Raw genomic sequence first — 20,082 nt, 5'->3', positions numbered from 1 at the left:
CCGGGGCGCGCGGCGCGGGGGCGGTGGGGCGGGGGGGGGGGCCGCCCGGGGGGGGGGGGGGGGGCCCCGGCCGCCGGGGGGGGGGGGGGGGGGGGGGGCGCCCCCCCCCCCCCCCCCACGCCACTTCTGCGCGCCGCGTTACCTGATGCCGTGGACGGCTTGGGGGTCCGTGGGCGGGAGGGCGGGCACGGGTTTCGTGGCGGTGGGGGGTGGCGTCACGTAGACCGGGGTGGGGTCGGGTTCGGGTGCGCAGGTCTTGGCGATGACGCCCTTGCCGGTGGGGAGGCGGCCGTCTCGCAGGTAGGCGGTGAAGGTGTCGTCCAGGCAGGCGTTGCCGTGGAAGAGGATCTCGTGGAAGCTGCCGCCGTTCTGGACGACGAGTTTGGATCCGGGTAGTGCCTTGTGCATGGCGAGGGCACCCGGGTAGGGGGTGGCGGCGTCCTCCGTGGCCTGGAAGAGCAGGACGGGCGGCAGGCCCTTGCCGGTGACCTTCAGTCGTCCGGCCGGGTTGCCCTGGTAGGGCCAGAACATGCAGGCGGCGTTGTACCACATGTTGTTGTAGGTGTAGAAGGGCGCTCCGGCGTTGACCTCGGCCTGGTCCCTCTTCCAGAACTCCCAGTCGCGCGGCCAGTCGTTCTCGGTGCACTGGACCGCGTTGTACGCCGGAAAGGTGCCGTCGTCGGCACCCGGGGCCGCGTAGCGGTTGTAGGCGGTCTGCAGGGGGCGGGTGTCGTTCCTGGTGAGGTAGGCCGACAGCGCGGTCGCCATCTGCGGCCAGCGCAGGAAGTTGTAGCCGCCGCCGTAGAAGGTGTCTTCGAACTCCGCGGGGCCGATCCTGCCGGGGGCCGGGGCGGCGGGCACCGGGGTGGTCCGCAACGCGGCCTCGACCTGGTAGTACTTCTGCTCCACGGTGGCGGTGTCAGTGCCCAGGTGGTAGACGGAGTCGGCCTTGGCGGTCCATGCCGCGAAGGCGTCGAACCGGCGCTGGTGCTCCTTGTCCTGCAGGATGTTGTGGTCGTACCAGCTGATGGTGGGGCCGACGATGCTGTCCAGCACCATCCGGCGCACGTGGGAAGGGAAGAGCTGGCCGTACGTCGAGCCCAGCGAGGTGCCCCACGAGCCGCCGTAGAAGTTGATCTTCTGGACGCCGAGCGCCCGCCGGATGCTGTCCATGTCGCGCGCATTGTCGACGGTGGTCATGTGCGGCAGGAACCAGCTCCACTTCGCGGCGCAGTCGGCGGCGTACCCCGCGGACTTCTCCAGCCATGCCTGCGACGTGCCCTGGCCGACCTGGTAGTCCGGCCGCTCGGCGTCGAAGTAGTGTGCGTCGCACGTGACGTGGGGTTCGCTGGCGTTGGTGCCGCGCGGATCGAAGCCGATCCAGTCGTAGGCCGAGGCGACGTGCTGGGGGATCTTTCCGGAGATGTAGGCGGGCATCCACAGGCCGGAGTCACCGGGACCGCCGGGGTTCAGGAGGATGGGCCCCTGCCGTTGGCTCTCGGGCGCGGTGGCCGGGAGCCGGTTCACCTTGATCTTGATCTTGGTGCCGTTCGGGTGCGAGTAGTCCAGCGGCACTTCGAGCAGGGCGCACTGCAGCGCGGGAGTGGTGGCGTCGTTGCAGGAACGCCAGACGAGCTTCGCCTGACCGGTGCCCCCCGGCGCGGTCACGGAGGCGGAAGCGGGCGTCAGACCGGCGCAGACTCCGCCGATGGCGGCGACGACCGATAACAGGGATCTCAGTCTTGTCATGGAGGCATCATGTGGCATGTGCAATATCACATACCACCTCCAGGGACGCGCTTTGCTCAACTGTGACGCACCAGCCCGTCACCGAGTCGTACCCGTCCCCTCTGCCACGGGCCGCAGGTTTCACCCCGATGCCGGCCGTACGAGAATGGACAGGTCCGGTAACGGCCGCACCCCGGGTCGGTGATCGGAGTCGGTATGACGTCCACCGGTGCCAGGTCGGATGCCCTGCCTTTCGGCGCTGCGGGCGCCGAAGGGGCGGCGGAGTGTGACGACGCGCTGGTCGACGGGGTGCTGCGGGCGGTCGAGGTGACCGGGGCGCATGCCGGCAGCGTGTTCCTGGCCTCGGACGACGGCAGAACACTGGTGCTTGCCGCGGCGGCGGGGATGCCGCCCTCGTTGCTCGGTGGCTGGCGGCGTATTCCGGTCGGCAGCGCCATTCCGGTGGCCGAGGCGTATCGCGCCGGACGGATGGTGCATCTGGCCGACGCGGAGGCGACCATGCGGCGCTTCCCCCAGCTCGCCGTGGCCGTGCCCTATCCCTTCGGCTCGGCCTCCGTGCCGGTGGCGGCCGGTCGGGAGATCTTGGGGGCGCTGGCCGTGGTGTGGGCGGCCCGGCCCGGCGGGCAGGGGCTGTCCAAGGCGCAGCGGCGGCATCTGCGCACCGTCGCCGCCCGTCTCGGCACCTCGGTGGCGCGACTGCGCGTCCACGGCACCGACCCCACGCGTGCGGGGGGAAAGGCACCGGTGGAGGTGGTGGTTCCGGCCGCCCCGGCAGTGCGTGTGGGCCTGTTCGACTGGGACGTGGCCGGGGGAACCCTGGAGGCGGACGCCACGACGTGCGCCGTCTTCGGACTGACCCCACAGGAGTACGACGGCCGGGCGGTCACGCTGGCGGCCCGGGTGCATCCGGCCGACCGTGCCGCGTTCCGGGCCGCCGCCCGCGCCGCGCTGAAGGAGGGCCGGGTGCTGGCTCACTGCGTGCGCGTTCCGGAGCCCGGGGGCGGGCTGCACACCGTCGAACTGTGGGGCCGGCTGGCCGGCACGGCCGACGAGCCGGCAGCGTCACGGACGCATCTGGTGGGCGGAGTCCTGGACCTGGGGACCGGGATGGCCGCCGTCGCGGCGCTGGAGCAGCTCGGAGACGGGTTCTTCGCGCTCGACCGGGACGGGCGGATCTCCTACGCCAACCACCGCCTGGTGCGGTTGGTCCACGTGCGCCGTGGCGATCTCGTGGGCCGGCACCCCTACGAGGTGATGCCGTTCCTGGCCGATCCGGGCTTCGAGGACCGCTTCCGCGCGGCCCGGATCTCCCAGCAGCCCGTTTCCTTCCTGGCCCGCGGCCCGGAAGGATGGCTGGCGTTCTGCCTGCGTCCCGATGCCCGGGGCATGACCGGATGGGTGACCCCGGCCGCGAGCCCCCCTCCCGCCTGTCCTGAGTCCGGGGCGGAAGCCGCCGCCGTGACCATGCCCGCCCCGGGACGCGAGCCGCCCGCCCCGACGCGGCCGGGCGCGCTGTACCGCGTCCTGGAGTTGAGCAGCGCGCTGACCGAGGCGGTCACGGCACGCGACGTCTGCCGCGTGGTCGCAGACCAACTGCTGCCCGCCTTCGGCGGACACCGCATGGCCATCTACGCGATACGCGAGCGGCGCCTGCATCTGCTGCTGCAGCGCGGCTACCGCCACGGGTTCCTGGACCGGTTCGAGGGCACGACGCTGCAGCGGGTGTGGAGCCCGGTGAGCGGGGCCCTGGCCGGCGGCGTCCCGCTGTTCCTGGCGACCCCCCAGGAGCTTTCGAGGGCCTACCCCGAGCTGGAGACCGCCTCCCGTTCCCTGGTGTTCCTGCCGCTGATCGCCTCCAACCGGCCGGCGGGAGTCTGCGTGCTCGGCTTCGACGAGCCGCACTCCTTCCCCGCCGAGGAGCGCAGCCTGCTGACCGCGCTCAGCGGACTGATCGCCCAGGCACTGGAACGGGCCCGGCTCTACGACCACGAGAACGCCCTTGCCCGGGGGCTGCAGAACGCGCTGCTCCCCCACCAGCTGCCGACCGTGCCCGGTGTACGGATCGCCGGCCGCTACCTGCCCGCCACCGCGTGGATGGACATCGGCGGCGACTGGTACGACGCGATCCCCACCGCCCAGGGCATCGTCCTCGTCGTCGGGGACGTCGAGGGCCACAACCCCGCCGCCGCGGCCACCATGGGCCAGCTGCGCAGTGCCGTCCGGGCCTTCGCAGCCGCGGGCCAACAGCCCGCCGAGGTGATGACCAGCCTCAACCGGCTGCTCCTCGACCTCGACCCGGACCAGCTCGCCAGCTGCTGCTACGTCCAGATCAACACCGATGCCGCCGTCGCCGACCTGGTCCGTGCCGGCCACTGCCCGCCCCTGCTGCACCGGTGCGGCAGCGCCACCGAGATCCTGGAGGTGCCCGGCGGTCCGCTCCTGGGCATCGACCCCACCTCCGAGTACCCGCCGTCCCAGGTGCCCCTGTCACCCGGATGCGTCCTCGCCCTCTACACCGACGGCCTGGTCGAGTCCCGCGACGCCGACATCAGCGTCGGCATCGACCACCTGCGCACCCAACTGGGCCATGCCGCCGCCCAGTCCCTGGACGACCTGGCCGACACCGTCCTGGGCGGCGCCACCCGTGCCGCGAACCGGACGGACGACATCGCTCTCCTCCTGACCCAGTACACCCCTGCCCCGGCGGCCACATCCGGTGGCTGACCCTGCCGTCATCGAACGTCAGACACCCGCCGCCCCCCGCGACACCCTGGCGACGAGCCACCGAAGCCCCCACCAGGCTCAGCTTGTCGCGTTCTCGGTGGCGGCGATCATCAGTCGCAGGAGGCGGCGCGCGGTGTCCAGGTCGGCGGAACGCTGGTCGAGGACGTCCAACTGGCCGCGGAGGCCGGCGAGGACGCCGGGACAGGGGCGCACCGTCGCCTCGTCGAAGGTGCAGGGCAGGACCTGGCGGATGATGCGGGTGGGCAGGCCGGCGGCCAGCAGAGCGCGAATGCGCCGCACCGTCTCCACCGTCTGGTCGTCGTACTCGCGATAGCCGTTGGCGCGGCGCCCGGAGCTGATCAGCTCCGTCCGCTCGTAGTAGCGCAACAGGCGCTCACTGACTCCGGTACGACGCGACAGCTCCCCGATCAGCACCGACCGGCTCCCTTCGGCTTGACCTTCCCACGGTGTCAGGGAGCAACAGTGCACTGGCCGGCCGCATTCCGGGCCGATCGCCAGACAAGGAGTGAGTCATTGATCATCGATGCGCACAGCCACGTCCACGACCCCGTCGAGGCACATGTCGAGCTGCTGGACGAGGCCGGGGTGGACCGCGCCGTGCTGTTCGCAACCCGCCCGCACCCGGAGCGGGCCGGTGACCTTGCCTCGCTGCGCCGGGAGATGGCGGTCCTCGACGAGGCCGTCGGGGGTCGCGCCGGCGACATCGAGGGGTATCGCAGAGCGTGGAAAGAGCTGGACGCCGCGCTCGCCGCACAGCCGCGGCGGTTCATCGGCTTCCTGTCCGTGCCGCTGGACCTGGACCCGGAGCAGGCCGCCGCGACCGTGGAACGTGAGGTCGTCGGGCGCGGGCTGCGCGGAATCGGCGAGCTGACACCGCCGCCGGGACGGGCGGAGGTGATCGAACCAGTGCTCCAGGCGGCGGCGGATCACGGTGGGCTGCCCGTGGTCGTGCACGGGTTCGCTCCGACCACGGCGGACGATCTGATGAAGATGTCGGCGCTCGCCCACCGGTATCCGACGGTTCCGCTGGTGGTCAGCCAGCTCGGAGGGCTGAACTGGATGCAGGCGGTCGAGCTGGTGAGGGACACCCCGAGCATGTACCTGGAACTGTCCACGGCCACCGTCGTCTTCGCGGTCCGACTGGCCATCGAGGAGATCCCGGAACGGACCCTGTTCGGCTCGGACGCGCCGTACGGCGACCCGGTCCTCGCCCGGGCGATGGTGGAGCGGGTCACCAGCCGGGGAGAGGTACGCGACAGGGTGCTCGGCGGGACGATCGCCGAACTGGTCGGGCTCGGCTGACGTGGGCCGAAGTCCCCTCCCATCCGGCGCTTGACATCCCATGAGCAGCCGGCCGTGGCGTGCCTCACGGGGGCGGGCCCCCGCGAGGCAGCCAGGCGCGCGGTCGGTGGATCAGCCTCGGACGACGAGCGTCCTGGCCTTACCGGAGCGGCTGGCACAGGACCGCTTTTCCTCGGCGGTCATCTTCCTGGACTTGACGACCACCGCGTTGCTCCGGCCGTCCGTCCCGTTCGGGGCAGGCCCCGTGACGACGTCGGGGACGAACCAGAAGTAGTGGCCCCACTTCCGGTCGTCGTAATGGGTCTGCCAGGTGCCGGAGACGGTCTGCATCACCTGCGCACGGGAGATCCAGCCGACCTCACCCGGCTTCACCGTCATGTTGACGGAGCTGGTCTCCGAGTGGGTGCTCGACCAGGTGTGGCTGTAGGTCGCGGTCACGCTGAGGTCGATGATGCCCGCTATCTTGCCGCCCGCGGTCACGGAGACGCCCGCCGAGTCCGTGGAACCGACCGTGTCGGACCAGGTCATCGACTGGGTGGCGGACGAAGTGCTGCAGTTGTAGAGCGAGTCGGAGACCCGGTGGAAGCTTCCGAGATACGCCTGACCCAACGTGGGGTCGTTGAACGTGCACTTCCCTTGACCCGAGTCGCAGTCGGCTATGAGCTGCGCTCGGGTCGGCTGGTCGTCGGCCGAGGCCGGACCGGCCATCGCCGCGACCATGCCCAGGGCAGCCGCTGAGAGCGCCAGCATCCGTCCGCCGTAGCGCATCCTGCGGTTGTTCGCCATTCATGTGCCTTTCGCTGTGCATGAGGGGGGTCGGCGATCGCAGGAAGAACGACTGAGGAGTCACGCGATCACCACCTGTTGCGGTCTGGAAGACGCAACAACTGGCTTATCTACACCATCAGTTGAGGAAAGCCCAGCCGTGGTCGGCCTTCCGGGGCTCTACGCCCTGCTGGTCGGCGCGTCCCCGGTCTCAGACGGCGCCGGACAGTGGGGCACCCCACCGGCGTCCGCCGACCCACCCCCTGAGGGGTTGCGTACGGTGGTCGCAGCGCCCAGGCACACTGTCGAACGCGCGGCACGTGCAACACCCTGAGTCGAGATCGGAGCGAAAGATGAAGGCCGTCCGTTTCAACCGGTTCGGGGGCCCAGAGGTACTCGAGATCGTGGATCTCCCCGATCCGCATCCGGGTCCCCGCCAGGTCCGGATCGCCGTTCGCGCGGCCGGCGTCAACCCGAGCGACTGGAAGAAGCGCAAGGGCCTGATGGACGAGGAGCTCCCGCAGACCCTCGGCCACGAGGCGGCGGGCATCGTCGATGAGCTCGGCGAGGGCGTTACGGACGTGGCCGTCGGTGATCGCGTGTTCGGCTTCTCCGCCGAAGCGACGGCCCAGGCCGAGCTGGCGGTGCTGTCCTCCTACGCACCGATCCCGCCGTCGCTCGACTTCGCCGGCGCCGCCGCGCTGCCGGCCGCCATCGAGACGGCCACGCGCGCGCTCGACCAGCTGGGCGTCGCAAGCGGCAGCACGCTGCTCGTCAACGGTGCCTCCGGGAGCGTCGGCAGTGCCGCGGTACAGCTCGCCGGGGTGCGCGGCGCGCGCGTGATCGGTACCGCGAGTCCGGCAAACCACGCGTACCTTCGCTCACTCGGGGCCACGCCCGTCGCCTACGGAGAGGGCCTCGTCGAGCGGGTTCGCTCCCTCGTGCCCGACGGCGTCGACCTCGCACTCGACGTCGCCGGGAGCGGTGTGCTGCCCGAGCTCGTCGAACTCACGGGCGGCCCGGAGCACGTCGTGACGGTCGCCGACTTCAGTGGCGCGCAGGAACACGGGGTGGCGTTCAGCCGGGGGGACACCGGCCGCGCCCTCCACGCGCTCGCCGGGATCGGCGAGCTGATCGAGGACAAGCGCTTCTCACTCGCGGTCGCGCGGACCTTCCCGCTCGCCGAGATCGCCGAGGCGCACCGCGTCAGCGAGGACGGTCACGTGCGCGGGAAGCTCGTACTGCTGGTCGGCTGATGCCACCGCGATGAACTGCTTCAGCGACGGGCACGTCGTAGCTGGCGTTCGCGTAGACGTCGTAGCCGCCGAGGAACCCGCGGACCGGATCGGCCGGAATCAGTCGTGGGGTTCCGCGAGAAGGTCGTCCACCACATGACATCGAACGGTGGGGAGGTGCTCAGCGATCGCCTCGCTCATCATGGCTTCGCCTTCGGGGTCGACGTCTGGGCACCCCTCGCGCGTGGCGGCATCCGGCCACCGTGCGTACGCCACCCAGGTGCCGTCATCGGCCTGGTGCAGACGTGATCCGTAGCTGCCGCAGTGCTGGTGCATCGCCTGTGTCACACGGTGCCAACCGGCCGCGAACTGCTGTTCCTTGCCTTCGTGCACACGCCATCGGTAGATCACTGCAAACATGACACGACCTTCCAGTGGGGGCGGTCCCGGTGCTGTTCGGATGCGGCTCGGTCCCCGATCACCGATACCAGATCAGTCGGGATGCTTCCAGCGGGTAGGCGGTGTCGGTGGGTGGGAGGTTCCAGAGTCTGGTGGTCTGTCGGTCCAGCGAAACGGCTGGTGGCATCACCGAAGACGAACGGGACGTCGATGCCGTGGGCGGCCCCCAGGGTGGGGCCTTGCCAGGTGAAGTCGTACAGCCAGGTGTGGCCTCCTGCGCCCGCATGGGCCCGGGCGACCCGGGTGGTCGGCATTCGGACAAGCGCGTCGGACAGCATCAGCGTGAACAGGTCCGTGTCGGTGAGCCCGGGGTGACTGTGCCGATAGTGCTGTGACCGCATAGGTTCACCGGGTTGGCGGTCGTGGCGGTTGGATGTGTGGCGATGTCCGATCCGATCGCTGGAGGCCCGGTGGCCGAGCCTGTCCGTGTACGCAGACTGACCGACCAGGAGGGGCAGAAGCTGCAGCAGATCATGCGCAGGGGCAGCACGAGTTCGGTGCGTTACCGGCGCGCGATGATGCTGCTCGCCTCGGCGGGCGGGAACCGGGTGCCGGTGACCGCCCAGCTGGTCCAGGCCGACGAGGACACCGTGCGCGATGTGATCCACCGCTTCAACGAGATCGGCCTGGCCTGCCTGGACCCTCAGTGGGCGGGAGGCCGTCCCCGCCTACTCAGTCGTGAGGACGAGGACTTCGTCATCCGGACGGCCACCACTCGCCCCACCAGGCTCGGCCAGCCCATCACCCGCTGGTCGATCCGAAAACTCGCCGCCTACCTGCGGAAAGCGCACGGACGTGTCATCCGCATCGGCCGTGAAGCCTTACGGTGCCTGCTCCGGCGCCGCGGCATCACCTTCCAGCGCACCAAGACCTGGAAGGAGTCGCCCGACCCTGATCGCGACGCCAAGCTCGACCGGATTGAGCAGGTGCTGGACCGCTTCCCGGACCGGGTCTTCGCCTTCGACGAGTTCGGGCCCCTGGGGATCCGGCCCACCGCGGGCTCCTGCTGGGCGAAACAGGGCAAGCCAAACCGGCTGCCGGCGACCTACCGCCGCACTCACGGCGTCACCTACTTCCACGGCTGCTACTCCGTGGGCGACGACCGCCTGTGGGGTGTCAACCGACGTCGCAAGGGCACCGCCAACACCCTGGCCGCGCTGAAGTCGATCCGCGCCGCCCGACCCGACGGCGCCCCGATCTACATCATCCTGGACAACCTCTCCGCCCACACCGGCGCAGACATCCGCCGCTGGGCGAAGAAGAACAAGGTCGAACTGTGCTTCACCCCGACCTACGCCTCCTGGGCCAACCCGATCGAGGCCCACTTCGGCCCGCTGCGGCAGTTCACCCTGGCCAACTCCCACCACCTCAGCCACCCCGCGCAAACCCAGGCACTGCACCGCTACCTACGCTGGCGCAATACCAACGCCCGCCACCCCGACGTACTCACTGCCCAACGCAGGGAACGTGCCCGCGTCCGTAGCGAGAAGGGCGTCCGCTGGGGCGGACGCCCCCTCAACACCGCAGCCTGACCAACCGCGAACCGCAGTCCCCGAGCGCCGAAGGGGGCAAGTTCAGGAGGAGGACAGCGACAGAAGGATGACTCAGGAGGCGGACGGTTCGATCTCCCCTGCAAAGACGATGACCTGGTCGATGAGGCTCCGCCGCAGATGGACGACGTCCGTTCCCGCCAGGCGGGGACCTCCATCCGGCGTGGTGAAGACCCACTGGTACCGGGCCCACTCGTCCGGCATGTCCACCGCCGAGCAGCGCACCATCGTGCCGGTCCCCGCCGGGTGGCGCCGGATGTCCAGCACGAACCGCTCGACCGCCGCGATTCCTTCGCTGCGACCCAATGGCCCCCAGAAGACCACGTCTGAGGTCAGAGCCTGGGAGAGCAGGGCAGTCACATAGCTGTCGTCCGAGGCGTTAAACGCGGAGATGAACGTGTCGATCGCGGAGCGTGCAATCTCTTCCTGCATGCCCCAGTAATACCAGCCGTTTCGCGTGCGCTGGTCCCGCGAGCCGCCTTCCGATCACGGTGAACCATCCCGGTCGCAGCAATAGGCCTCCGCCGCGTGGTCGCCGAGGCCGATCGCCTCGGCAGCCAGCCCCAGGTCCACTCCTTCGGCGGGGACTGAGCCCTGGCCCCGGTCTTCCTCATGGGTGAACCCGCAGACCAGGTCGACGTCGCCGCCCGCCGCCGCTTCGAGAGCGGCCCAGGGCTCCCCGGTCACCAGGTCCCCGTCGACGACGGGACCGTAGGCGGTGAAGCCGTCCCGGGAGCCGCGCAGCGGCACGTCCTGGACCGCCAGGGTCGTTCATGATCTCAAGGCGTGGTGCCGGGGCACGGGCCCGAGCCCTGGTAGCCGTGACAGCCGATTCATAACGCGTGGCCTTCGCCACAATTTGCCCATTTCCGGATAGATGCGGGCCTATAAGTGGTTTCAAAGCTGGTTGTACTCCTTCGGCGATCAGCTCGCAGGGACGCCAAGACCAGCGACATGGGAGAGACGTTTGATCACGCTAAGTAAACGACGCACCGGACTGGTGGCCACGGCCGGCGTACTTGGCGGCGTACTCGCCGTCACGGCCCTTGGCGGTACCAGCAGCGCTGCCACCAGCGGAAACGATGCCGGGAACCCCCCGAAACCGCAGGCGCCGGTCAGTCAGGCGGGCACCACCCAGGACGCTTCCGACGCCCAAATAAAGATCACGCCCGGGCCAGGCGCCTACAACGTCGGGATCAACGGTCCGGTCAATGTCACCGTCAGCAACGGTCAGCTCACCAAGGTGACCATGACCGCCGTCGCGACCGGTGCCGAGATCCCGGGCACCCTGTCGACGGACGGCACCTCCTGGAAGCCGAACAGCCGGCTGGAGCGGGCCACCAAATATCAGATCGCCGCAGAGGCCACGGACGCCAAGGGCCGCCCCGCCACCGCGAACGCCACGATCACCACGGTCGCCCCGGCCAACGACTTCATCGGGCACCTCTCCCCCGAGGACGGCTCGACCGTCGGCGTGGGCATGCCGGTGACGGTCAGCTTCGACAGGGCGGTCATCGACAAGGCCGCCGTGGAGTCGGAGATCCAGGTCAGCTCCAGCAGCGGCCAGCGGGTCGTCGGCCACTGGTTCAACGACCACCGCCTGGACTTCCGCCCCGAGAACTACTGGAAGCCCGGCTCCACGGTCACGGTCACGCTCAGCCGCCACGGCATCCAGAAGACGGTCACGTTCAAGATCGGCCGGAGCCAGATCAGCACGGTCGACGCCAAGACCAAGCAGATGACCGTCGTGCGGGACGGCAAGACGATCAAGACCATCCCGATCTCGTCCGGCAGCCCCGAGCACCCGACGTACAACGGTCAGATGGTCATTTCCGAGAAGTTCCGGCAGATCCATATGAACGGTGCGAGCGTCGGCCTCACGCAGAAGGACGGCAAGCCCGCGTACGACATCAAGGCGGTACCGCACGCCATGCGCCTGACGGACTCGGGCACCTTCATCCACGGCAACTACTGGGGTGCCGACTCGGTCTTCGGCAAGGTCAACACCAGCCACGGCTGCGTGGGCCTGAAGGACGTCAGGGGCGGCGGCGACGGCAACAAGCCCGCCGCGTGGTTCTTCGACAACTCGATGATCGGTGACGTCGTGATCGTCAAGAACTCCCAGGACAAGACCATGCTGGCCCCGGACAACGGCCTCAGCGACTGGAACATGCCGTGGAGCGAATGGGTCGCGGGCAGCCCGACCGCCTGATCCCGTCCCCCGGTACGCGGGGACGGACAGGGGCGGGTTCGGCGAACGGCGCGGAGAACCGGAACGCTGGCAGACACCGGTATCGCGGTCGTGTCGGCTCAGCAGGCGCCCTTCCCGCGGGCGGCGGGCCGGGCGCCGCGCAGACGGAAGGCCGAGAGGCGGGCACCGCCGGGCTTCGGGCAGCGTGACCAGCCCGCCTGCACCGACCTCCAGGACGCGCTGACGCGGGTGCCCGCCTGGGCCGACGACATCCCGCGCGACGGCCCGGCACAGCCCGCGCCCCGGCGGCCCGTGCGGCGCGTGCGGGCTCCTCGCCGCCGGCATCGGCGGTGTCCTCGCCACCAAGGCACGGCCTGCCGGCCGGTCAGCCCCTCGCGAACCGCAGCACGGCTACGGGCCCTCACGACCAAGTCGTGCTCCTCGCTGTCCGGGGCGATCGCCCCGCCCGCCCCGGACACTCGTAGCGGCACGCCGCAGTGCGCGAACAGCGCCAAGCCGTTGCCGAACTGGGCGCCGTGGCAGGCCCGTTGCAGCTCAGCGACGACTCCCGCGCGGAAGGCACCCGTAGGTGATCATCGATCTGCGAACCCAACGTCAACGCTTGAACACGAATTACACACATCCCCTCTACACACTGGCCCCGATGGTCTAGATTGACCGTGCTTCAGCTGTTCGGACACGAGGCGACCAGTAATGATCTATTGGTCCGGCGCTACGGAAAGCCAGCAGTCGCGTCCCCGGCGCCGGACGTGGGGGTGATCAATTCTTGGCGCCCGAGAGGGGCCTTGGGTGCGGGGAGCATCCGAGGTCTCGACGGGCTCCCGCGCACCTCGAGAGTCCGGCAGGACATGCCGTCAGGGTGGGTTGTCCAAGCAGCGCTGGAACTGTCGGGACGTCATGCGCGGGGGCGGGGCCTCCCGAGGGGAGGAACAGCGCGGCGCGGGGGGCGGGGGGCGCCTCCCGAGGGGAGGAAGCGTGCGGGGGGCGGGGGCCTCCCGGGGGGAGGAACAGTGTCAGGCGATCATGTCGTACCACTGGGGACCTGGGGGGTTCTGTGCGGCAGGGGGGATTAGTCGGCCCTATTCCGTCGGCGCGCGAGCACCTGGCGAATGGGGCGATCAGCCAGTCCGCCAACGACTGGGAGCAGCAGTACCGCCGTATCGTGATCACCAGCGATACCGTGGCCACCGCCTCGGTGGTGGCGGCGATCGGCAACTTCTTCGGGGCCCGGGACGCGGCCAACTGGCATGAGAAATGGGGAATTCTCGCCTTCGGCACCGAGCTGCTGGTGCTGGCGGCGCTTGCGGTGGGCCGGGCGTGGGCTCCGGCCGTGCTCGGCCAGGGGGCCGAGGAATTCCGAAGACTCGGACGCTCGCTGTTCGCGGCGACCGTCGTCCTGGCGCTCGGCGGGATAGCCCTCACCTCGCGCAACATCAAGCTCTGGATCTTCGTCGCGATCCCCGCGATCGCGCTCGTCACCATGACCGCGCGGTATCTGCTCCGCCTCTGGCTGCACAAACAGCGGAAGGAAGGACGGTGCCTGAGACCGGTGCTCGCTGCCGGGAGCCCGGCCACCGTGCGCGATCTGATCACCCGGACCCGCAAGTTCCCGCACCTCGGCTGGCGGGTGGACGGGGTGTGCACGACGGAGGGCCTCGGGCTCGACGGTGACCACCTGGACGGAGTGCCGGTCGTCGGACAACTGGCGGACGTGGCCCAACACGTCTGCCGCGACGGCTACCGCGTCGTCGCGGTCACACCGGACCCGCACTGGTCACCGGACCGGCTGCAGCGGCTGGCCTGGAACCTCGAAGGCAGTGACGCCGAAATGGTCGTGGCCCCCGTACTGATGGAGGTGGCCGGCCCGCGGCTGCACGTCGACGCGGTGCTCGGGATCCCCCTGCTGCGGGTCAGCATGCCGGCCTTCACCGGGGGCCGCCGGGCCGTCAAAGAGGTCGTCGACCGGGTGGGCGCGGCGGTCCTGCTGGTGCTGTTCGCACCGCTGATGGTGCTCGTCGGGCTGCTCGTCCTGGCGGACAGCCGCGGCGGGGTGTTCTACCGCCAGCGCAGAGTCGGCAAGGACGGCCGGGAGTTCACCATTCTCAAGTTCCGCACCATGGTCGCCGGGGCCCACGCGGCACGTGCCGAGCTGGCCGACCGCAACGAGGGCGCCGGCCTGCTGTTCAAGCTCCGCCGGGATCCGCGGGTGACCCGGGTGGGATCAGTGCTGCGCCGGTATTCGCTCGACGAGCTCCCGCAGTTGTTCAACATACTCACCGGATCGATGTCGCTCGTCGGCCCGCGGCCTCCGTTGCCGGAGGAGTCCGCTGCCTACGGCCCGGACATCCGGCGGCGGCTGCTGGTCAAGCCCGGGCTCACCGGCCTGTGGCAGATCAGCGGACGCAGCGACCTGCCGTGGGAGGAGGCGGTCCGCCTCGACCTGCGGTACGTGGAGGACTGGTCACTCGCCCTGGACACAGTGATCTTGTGGAAGACGCTGCGTGCGGTGCTCTACGGCCAGGGGGCCTACTGATGCGCGGGGGTCGTCCGGCCGACGTGCCGACCGCAGGCCACGAGGGCCTGCCTGGGGGGAGGAACGGGTCATGAGAATCAGCGTTTTCGGGCTCGGCTACGTGGGCTGTGTGTCGGCCGCGTGCCTGGCCAGCATGGGACACGAGGTCATCGGGGTGGACGTGAACCAGGTGAAGGTCGACCTGGTCAACGACGGCAAGGCCCCGGTGGTCGAGGAGCGGATCGGCGAGCTCGTCGCCGAGGTCGTGCGGACCGGAGCACTCCGCGCCACCGGCGACGTCCGCGAGGCGATCACGGGCAGCGACGTGTCGCTGGTCTGCGTGGGCACCCCGTCCGAGCCCAACGGCAGTCTGTGCACCACCTACTTGGAACGGGTCACCGAGCAGATCGGCGCCGCGCTGGCCGAGCGGGGCGGGCGGCACACCGTCGTGTTCCGCAGCACCATGCTCCCGGGCACCTGCCTGAACCTGCTGGTACCGATCCTGGAGAAGAACGTCGGCGGCACGGCCGGGGTGGACTTCGGGGTCGCGGTCAACCCGGAGTTCCTGCGCGAGGGCACGAGCGTGCGGGACTTCTTCGCCCCGCCCAAGACCGTCATCGGCGAGCTCGACCCGGCGAGCGGCGATGCGGTGACGGCGCTGTACGACGGCTTGCCCGGCGAGGTGTTCAGGGTGCCGGTCCCGACGGCCGAGGCGATCAAGTACGCGGACAACGCCTTCCACGGCCTCAAGATCGGCTTCGCGAACGAGCTGGGCGCGGTGTGCCAGGCCCTCGGGGTGGACTCGCACCAGGTGATGGACGTGTTCCTGGCCGACCGCAAGCTGAACATCAGCCCCGCCTACCTGCGGCCCGGCTTCGCCTTCGGTGGCTCCTGCCTGCCCAAGGACCTGCGCAGCCTGGTCCACGCGGCGCAGCGGGCCGACGTCTCGGTGCCCATCCTCTCCCACGTGCTGCCCTCCAACTCCGACCATCTGCAGCGGGCGGTGGAGCTGGTCGAGCGCACCGGCAAGCGCCGGGTGGGCCTGTTCGGGCTGTCCTTCAAACCCGGCACCGACGACCTCCGCGAGAGCCCGCTCGTCGAGCTGGCGGAGAGGCTCTTCGGCAAGGGGTACGACCTGCGGATCCACGACGCCAACGTGAGTCTTTCCCGGCTGATCGGCGCGAACCGCGAGTACATCGAGACCCGGCTGCCGCACCTCGCGCAGCTGCTCGCGGACTCCGTCGACGAGGTGCTCGAGCACGCCGAGGTGTGTCTGGTCGGGACCAGGGACCCGGCCGTGCTGTCGGCGCTGCCCCATGGCGACGGCCCGCTGATCGTCGACCTCATCCGCCTTCCCGACGCCGAGGCGCGCCGGGCCGAACCGGGGTACATAGGCCTTGCTTGGTAATGCGATCAGCCGTGACGGGTCGGGGCGGCGCGCGCTGATCCTGGTGGAGAACCTGTCGGTGCCGTTCGACCGGCGGGTGTGGCAGGAGTGCACGACGCTGCGTGACGCGGGCTGGGAGGTCCACGTCATCTGCCCTCGGGGAGAGAAGCGCGACACGGAGCCGGAGGCGTTGATCGACGGGGTGCGGATCCACCGCTACCCGTTGCGCGCCGCCACCGGAGGACCGGCCGGCTACCTGCAGGAGTACGGAACGGCGCTGTGGCACACGGCCCGGCTGGCCCGCAAGGTCGGCCCCGTCCACGTGGTCCACGCCTGCAACCCGCCCGACCTGCTGTTCCTGTCGGCCCGGTGGCTGAAGCGGCGCGGCGCACGGTTCGTCTTCGACCAGCACGACCTGGTGCCCGAGCTGTACCTGTCCCGCTTCGACCGCGGCGAGGACCTGCTCTACCGCGCCGTGTGCGCGCTGGAACGGCGTACCTACCGGGCCGCGGACGTCGTACTCGCCACGAACGAGAGCTACCGCGACGTCGCGGTGAGCCGTGGCGGCAAGCGGCCGGAGGACGTCTTCGTGGTGCGCAGCGCGCCCCAGACGGAGCGGTTCCAACCGGTGCCGCCCGAACCGGAGTTGAAACGCGGCAAGCCTCATCTGCTGTGCTATCTCGGGGTCATGGGCCCGCAGGACGGCGTCGACTACGCCCTGCGCGCCCTCGCGAAGCTGCGCGACGAGCTCGGGCGGACCGACTGGCACGCGGTGTTCGTCGGCTCCGGCGACGCCTTCGACGCGATGGTGGAGCTGTCTGGGCGGCTCGGGCTCACGGAGCAGGTGCACTTCACCGGGCGCATCCCGGACGCCGATCTGGTACGCCACCTGTCCACCGCGGACGTGTGTCTTTCCCCCGACCCGCGCAATCCGCTCAACGACGTGTCGACGATGAACAAGGTCCTGGAGTACATGGCGATGGGCCGGCCGATCGTCTCGTTCGACCTGAAGGAGGCGCGCGTCTCCGCCGGTGACGCCGCCGTCTACGCCCCCGCCAACGACGAGTCCCAATTCGCCAAGCTCATCGCGCTGTTGCTGGACGACCCGGAGAAACGGGCCCGGATGGGCGAGATCGGCCAGGAGCGGATCAGCGGGGAGCTGTCCTGGCGCAACTCGCAGGCGTCGCTGCTCGCCGCCTACGCCGCCGCGTGCCGTGACCGCGCTCCGGTGTCGGCGGGCCCGGTCCGCACAAGGAAGAGGCAGCGCCGTTGAGCGATGACACGATCCGCCTCGTCACGATCGGGCGGATACTCCGTCGGCGGTGGCGGCTTCTCGCCGTCCTCGCCGTGGTGGGCGCACTCGTCGGATACGGCACCTCGGTGGTGGTGTTCCCGCCGCGTTACACGGCGTCGGCATCGGTACTGCTGCCGGGCCAGTGGGAGGAGCGCGAGCTGCTCACCCAGGTGGACATCGCGACCAGTTCGGCGGTGGTCGACCGCGCGGCCACCGCTCTCCACTGGTCCGGCGTCAGCGGCACCGAGCTGCGGGACCGCGTGAGCGCCAAGGCAGCCGACGGGAACATCATCACGATCTCGGGTACGGCCGGCACCCCGGAGCGCGCGCAGCAGCTCTCCGACCGGGTGGCCCAGCAGTTCGTGGAATTCGCCGCGCAGATCGCGGGCGGCGGCACCGACGCCGGAGCGGGTACGGAAGCCCAGGCGCTGCGGCAGAAGGTGGAGGAGACCAACCGCCGCATCACCGATCTGGCCAAGGCGGCCGATCCGGGGCAGACCGTGGAGAGCGTGCAGGCCCGCACCGCGCTCGAGAACCTGCGCACGTCGCTGGAGGAGGCCATGAAGAAGCTGGGCGAGGCCAACCCGGCGACCAACAAGGCAGGCATGGTCGTCATGGGCCCGGCCGCCCGGCCGACCGGCGAGGCGCCGCCGACCAGGACGCAGCTCGTCGGCGCCGGGGCGCTGCTGTTCTTCCTGCTCGCGGTCGTCGGCCACCTCGTCGCCGCACGGATGAACCGCCGGCTGCACACCGAACCGGAGATCGCCGCGGCGCTGGGCTCGACGCTCCTCGGCACCGTCGACGTGCCCGGTGAACGGCGCGCTCACCGGCCGGAGGGCGGGGGCCCACGAGCCCGGATCCGCCGATTCCTCGGGGTCGACACGCGGTGGGACATACCGGCCCCGCAGAAGTCCGGCGACGAGGCCGGCAGACGGCTCCGCTACCGGCGGGTGTGCGCCCGCCTGAGGGAACGACTGCCGGGCGCCCGGCGGCTGTTGGTCGTCGTACCGGACGGCGACGAGGTCGCCCGCCGGGCCGCGGGGCAGCTCGTCGCCGAGGCCAAGAGCGGTCCGCTGCTGCGGGTGGTGGAGGTGTCGGTGGACCGGCCCACGGTGCCGGACCGCGACACCGAGTCCGGCGCCCTGGTGGTCCTCAGCGCGGGCAGCTGGACGGCGGAGGAGCTCGCCGGCATCGCCGAGGCGTGCGCGGACGGCAGGCACGAGGTCGTCGGCGTCGTCGTCGCCGGCATGGTCCAGGCCCGCCCCACGCGGCCTGCCGGCCACCTTCCGGACGACGCCACTCTGGCGCTCGCGGTGCGCGGCCATGCGACGGGAGGGTCAGCGTGACGACCAGCACGACTGCGGAGTCGTCGGCCGCCGTTCCGCTCCTCGACCTGCAGGCGCTGGTCGTGGCGGTGCGCAGGCGCCGCCGCCTGTGGTGCGTCATGGCGCTCCTCGGCCTCCTGGTCGGCGCGGCGATGGCGGTCCTGATGCCGTCTCCGCCGAGCGCGGTGACCAAGGTGCTGGTCGTGCACGAGGAGGACCAGCCGAACGACACCGGAACGCTGATCCGCACCGACGTCGCGCTACTGCAGACCACGCGGGTCGCCGGCATGGCCCTGCACTCCCTCAAGTCCCCGGAGGCACCGGCGGACTTCATGCGGGACTACCGGGGTACCGGCCTGACCAACAACCTGCTGCAGATCGACGTGACCGGCGCCAGCGACGCGGAAGCGGTGGCTCGGGCCAGGGCGCTGGCCGACGCGTTCGTCGCGGACCACGTGAGGCGGATGCAGGAAGCCGCGAAGGCCGACGCCAAGGCCCTGCTCGACCAGCGTGACCGCATGCGGCAGGAGCTCGCCCAGGTCAACAAGGAGATCGGAGACCGACCGTCGGGCAGCGACCCGAAAGCGTCGGCCGGCATCGAGTCGCTCTTCGCCCGCCGGGCCGAGCTCAACGCGCGCATCTCCGACTTCGACCAGCGCGCCGCGGAGGCGCGCACCGGCACGCCCAAGGTCATCGCCGGTACGCAGGTCGTGGACGCCCCGCGCGCGGTGCGGCACTCCCTGCCCAAGGCCGCTGCCACCGACGCCGCGATCGGGCTCGTCCTGGGGCTCGTCCTCGGGCTCGCGCTGGCCGCGGTCGGCACGGTGGTGGCGGACCGCCCGGTGCTACGCCGGGACATCGCGGCGAACCTGGGCGCCTCGGTCATCGCGGAGCTGCGCGGCGCGTCCTCGCGGTCGGGCGGGCGGTGGCGGCGCCGACGGACCCGAGTGGCACGCGAACGCGTCACCACGACCCTCGCCCGCACCGTGCGCGGCTCCGAGGAACCGGTGTCGCTGCTGGAACTGGGCTGTGCGCGCGGCACGTGCCTGATCGCCCTGGACCTCGCACAAGCTCTGGCCCCGGAGGGGCCGGTGGTCGTCGTCGACGGCCTGCCCGGCCCGCAGTTGGCGGGCCGCCGCCCGAAGCCGGGTGACCCGACGGTGGTCAGCGGCGAGCGTGCCGCGGCCGTGTCGCCCCAGGAGCGCCGGCTCGGCGTCGGCTCGGTGGCGCCCGGCACGGCGTGGACCGACCTGCGGTACCTCGGCACCCAGACCGTGCTCGTCGTGCGGGCCGGGCACGGCAGCGCCGCATGGCTGCACACCGTGGCGCGGCAGCTCGCGGACCAGCGCATTCCGGTGATCGGTGTGGTGCTGATCGACCCCGATCCGCGTGACCGGACCGACGGCACGCTGTGGGACGGGCTGCACACCGCGCTGCGCGGCCGGAGCGAGCGGTCGGACCGGCAGAGCGGGACGGGCCGGCGGCGGGCGGAACGGCAGGCGATGTGGGCCGCACGGGTCCCGGACGACAACCAGGAGGCTCGGTAG

At 70.8% G+C, this 20,082-nt stretch carries 16 protein-coding genes; 10 read left to right on the top strand and 6 right to left on the bottom strand.

Annotation, left to right across the window (positions count from 1 at the left end):
* Positions 1 to 138 precede the first annotated feature (138 nt).
* On the bottom strand, positions 139 to 1,749 hold the full coding sequence (locus ACWC94_RS07840) for an alpha/beta hydrolase (protein WP_450795501.1): 1,611 nt from the start codon (positions 1,747 to 1,749) through the stop codon (positions 139 to 141).
* 195 nt (positions 1,750 to 1,944) lie between these two features.
* On the opposite strand from ACWC94_RS07840, the gene ACWC94_RS07835 reads away from it, so the two are divergent.
* Entirely contained in the window at positions 1,945 to 4,473 is a 2,529-nt protein-coding gene (locus ACWC94_RS07835) for a SpoIIE family protein phosphatase (RefSeq protein WP_450795499.1), read from the top strand.
* A 78-nt stretch (positions 4,474 to 4,551) separates the two neighbouring features.
* On the opposite strand, the gene ACWC94_RS07830 is transcribed toward ACWC94_RS07835, so the two are convergent.
* Positions 4,552 to 4,908, bottom strand: coding sequence for a MerR family transcriptional regulator (locus ACWC94_RS07830; RefSeq protein WP_450795498.1), 357 nt, complete (start codon positions 4,906 to 4,908; stop codon positions 4,552 to 4,554).
* A 99-nt stretch (positions 4,909 to 5,007) separates the two neighbouring features.
* Between ACWC94_RS07830 and ACWC94_RS07825 the strand changes: the two genes are divergently transcribed.
* Entirely contained in the window at positions 5,008 to 5,796 is a 789-nt protein-coding gene (locus ACWC94_RS07825) for an amidohydrolase family protein (RefSeq protein ID WP_450795497.1), read from the top strand.
* A 111-nt stretch (positions 5,797 to 5,907) separates the two neighbouring features.
* Here ACWC94_RS07825 and ACWC94_RS07820 read toward each other — a convergent pair whose 3' ends face one another.
* A complete protein-coding gene (locus ACWC94_RS07820; protein WP_450795496.1) occupies positions 5,908 to 6,582 on the bottom strand; it encodes a hypothetical protein in 675 nt (224 codons plus the stop codon).
* Positions 6,583 to 6,914: 332 nt separating this feature from the next.
* On the opposite strand from ACWC94_RS07820, the gene ACWC94_RS07815 reads away from it, so the two are divergent.
* Positions 6,915 to 7,817: an NADP-dependent oxidoreductase gene (locus ACWC94_RS07815; protein WP_450795495.1), complete on the top strand. Its 903-nt coding sequence runs from the start codon at positions 6,915 to 6,917 to the stop codon at positions 7,815 to 7,817.
* Between the two features lie 99 nt (positions 7,818 to 7,916).
* On the opposite strand, the gene ACWC94_RS07810 is transcribed toward ACWC94_RS07815, so the two are convergent.
* Positions 7,917 to 8,216, bottom strand: coding sequence for an antibiotic biosynthesis monooxygenase (locus ACWC94_RS07810; protein ID WP_450795494.1), 300 nt, complete (start codon positions 8,214 to 8,216; stop codon positions 7,917 to 7,919).
* A gap of 449 nt (positions 8,217 to 8,665) precedes the next feature.
* Here ACWC94_RS07810 and ACWC94_RS07805 point away from each other — a divergent pair, with 449 nt between their 5' ends.
* Positions 8,666 to 9,787 (top strand): IS630 family transposase, encoded by a 1,122-nt coding sequence (locus ACWC94_RS07805; RefSeq protein WP_450795493.1) that lies wholly within the window; start codon positions 8,666 to 8,668, stop codon positions 9,785 to 9,787.
* Positions 9,788 to 9,859: 72 nt separating this feature from the next.
* Here the strand turns inward: ACWC94_RS07805 and ACWC94_RS07800 are convergent, their stop codons facing one another.
* Together ACWC94_RS07800 and ACWC94_RS07795 are read right to left on the bottom strand one after the other, a co-directional pair.
* Positions 9,860 to 10,237 (bottom strand): hypothetical protein, encoded by a 378-nt coding sequence (locus tag ACWC94_RS07800; RefSeq protein WP_030825962.1) that lies wholly within the window; start codon positions 10,235 to 10,237, stop codon positions 9,860 to 9,862.
* 54 nt (positions 10,238 to 10,291) lie between these two features.
* Positions 10,292 to 10,555 (bottom strand): hypothetical protein, encoded by a 264-nt coding sequence (locus tag ACWC94_RS07795; RefSeq protein ID WP_450795492.1) that lies wholly within the window; start codon positions 10,553 to 10,555, stop codon positions 10,292 to 10,294.
* A gap of 217 nt (positions 10,556 to 10,772) precedes the next feature.
* Here ACWC94_RS07795 and ACWC94_RS07790 point away from each other — a divergent pair, with 217 nt between their 5' ends.
* The 6 genes from ACWC94_RS07790 to ACWC94_RS07765 all read left to right on the top strand — a co-directional run bounded on the left by ACWC94_RS07790 (position 10,773) and on the right by ACWC94_RS07765 (position 20,082).
* Positions 10,773 to 12,017: an Ig-like domain-containing protein gene (locus ACWC94_RS07790; protein WP_450795491.1), complete on the top strand. Its 1,245-nt coding sequence runs from the start codon at positions 10,773 to 10,775 to the stop codon at positions 12,015 to 12,017.
* A gap of 1,054 nt (positions 12,018 to 13,071) precedes the next feature.
* Positions 13,072 to 14,550 carry a sugar transferase gene (locus ACWC94_RS07785; RefSeq protein ID WP_450795490.1) on the top strand — a complete coding sequence of 493 codons (1,479 nt, stop codon included), beginning with the start codon at positions 13,072 to 13,074 and terminating at the stop codon, positions 14,548 to 14,550.
* A 70-nt stretch (positions 14,551 to 14,620) separates the two neighbouring features.
* Positions 14,621 to 15,937: a nucleotide sugar dehydrogenase gene (locus ACWC94_RS07780; RefSeq protein WP_450795489.1), complete on the top strand. Its 1,317-nt coding sequence runs from the start codon at positions 14,621 to 14,623 to the stop codon at positions 15,935 to 15,937.
* Positions 15,927 to 17,189 (top strand): glycosyltransferase family 4 protein, encoded by a 1,263-nt coding sequence (locus ACWC94_RS07775; protein ID WP_450795488.1) that lies wholly within the window; start codon positions 15,927 to 15,929, stop codon positions 17,187 to 17,189. Before ACWC94_RS07780 ends, ACWC94_RS07775 begins: the two co-directional genes overlap by 11 nt.
* Entirely contained in the window at positions 17,186 to 18,556 is a 1,371-nt protein-coding gene (locus ACWC94_RS07770; RefSeq protein WP_450795487.1) for a Wzz/FepE/Etk N-terminal domain-containing protein, read from the top strand. The genes ACWC94_RS07775 and ACWC94_RS07770 overlap by 4 nt, the downstream gene beginning before the upstream one ends.
* Positions 18,553 to 20,082 carry a Wzz/FepE/Etk N-terminal domain-containing protein gene (locus ACWC94_RS07765; protein WP_450795486.1) on the top strand — a complete coding sequence of 510 codons (1,530 nt, stop codon included), beginning with the start codon at positions 18,553 to 18,555 and terminating at the stop codon, positions 20,080 to 20,082. The genes ACWC94_RS07770 and ACWC94_RS07765 overlap by 4 nt, the downstream gene beginning before the upstream one ends.

This window comes from Streptomyces sp. NPDC001135 (assembly GCF_053598395.1).
Note: the sequence above shows the minus strand (reverse complement) of the source record. Positions and strands in the feature narration are given on the sequence as shown.